The sequence below is a fragment of the Streptomyces caelestis genome, from assembly GCF_001279005.1.
GTDB classification, from domain to species: Bacteria; Actinomycetota; Actinomycetes; order Streptomycetales; family Streptomycetaceae; genus Streptomyces; species Streptomyces heliomycini.
This window is the reverse complement of record NZ_LGCN01000014.1, coordinates 1-1,414: the sequence shown is the minus strand read 5'-3', so window position 1 is coordinate 1,414 and position 1,414 is coordinate 1. Positions and strand designations below refer to the sequence as shown.

Sequence of the window (1,414 nt, the reverse complement as noted above, 5' to 3'; positions counted from 1 at the left end):
AACACAGTGGACGCGAGCAACTGAGGACAAGCCCTCGGCCTATTAGTACCGGTCAACTCCACACGTTACCGTGCTTCCATATCCGGCCTATCAACCCAGTCGTCTACTGGGAGCCTTACCCTCTCTAGGAGGTGGGAGTCCTCATCTCGAAGCAGGCTTCCCGCTTAGATGCTTTCAGCGGTTATCCCTCCCGAACGTAGCCAACCAGCCATGCCCTTGGCAGGACAACTGGCACACCAGAGGTTCGTCCGTCCCGGTCCTCTCGTACTAGGGACAGCCCTTCTCAAGACTCCTACGCGCACAGCGGATAGGGACCGAACTGTCTCACGACGTTCTAAACCCAGCTCGCGTACCGCTTTAATGGGCGAACAGCCCAACCCTTGGGACCGACTCCAGCCCCAGGATGCGACGAGCCGACATCGAGGTGCCAAACCATCCCGTCGATATGGACTCTTGGGGAAGATCAGCCTGTTATCCCCGGGGTACCTTTTATCCGTTGAGCGACGGCGCTTCCACAAGCCACCGCCGGATCACTAGTCCCGACTTTCGTCCCTGCTCGACCCGTCGGTCTCACAGTCAAGCTCCCTTGTGCACTTACACTCAACACCTGATTGCCAACCAGGCTGAGGGAACCTTTGGGCGCCTCCGTTACTCTTTAGGAGGCAACCGCCCCAGTTAAACTACCCATCAGACACTGTCCCTGATCCGGATCACGGACCCAGGTTAGACATCCAGCACGACCAGACTGGTATTTCAACGACGACTCCCACCATACTGGCGTATGGCTTTCACAGTCTCCCAGCTATCCTACACAAGCCGAACCGAACACCAATATCAAACTGTAGTAAAGGTCCCGGGGTCTTTCCGTCCTGCTGCGCGAAACGAGCATCTTTACTCGTAGTGCAATTTCACCGGGCCTATGGTTGAGACAGTCGAGAAGTCGTTACGCCATTCGTGCAGGTCGGAACTTACCCGACAAGGAATTTCGCTACCTTAGGATGGTTATAGTTACCACCGCCGTTTACTGGCGCTTAAGTTCTCAGCTTCGCCACCCCGAAGAGTGACTAACCGGTCCCCTTAACGTTCCAGCACCGGGCAGGCGTCAGTCCGTATACATCGCCTTACGGCTTCGCACGGACCTGTGTTTTTAGTAAACAGTCGCTTCTCGCTGGTCTCTGCGGCCACCCCCAGCTCAGAGCGCGAAGCTCATCACCGGACATGGCCCCCCTTCTCCCGAAGTTACGGGGGCATTTTGCCGAGTTCCTTAACCATAGTTCACCCGAACGCCTCGGTATTCTCTACCTGACCACCTGAGTCGGTTTAGGGTACGGGCCGCCATGAAACTCGCTAGAGGCTTTTCTCGACAGCATAGGATCATCCACTTCACCACAATCGGCTCGGCATCAGGTCTCAG

Annotated in this window: 1 rRNA gene; it reads right to left on the bottom strand. The window is 56.3% G+C overall.

From position 1 onward, the window contains the following. Positions 1-22: 22 nt before the first annotated feature. Positions 23-1,414: ribosomal RNA gene (locus ADK41_RS02450) — 23S ribosomal RNA — on the bottom strand; the annotation flags it as partial.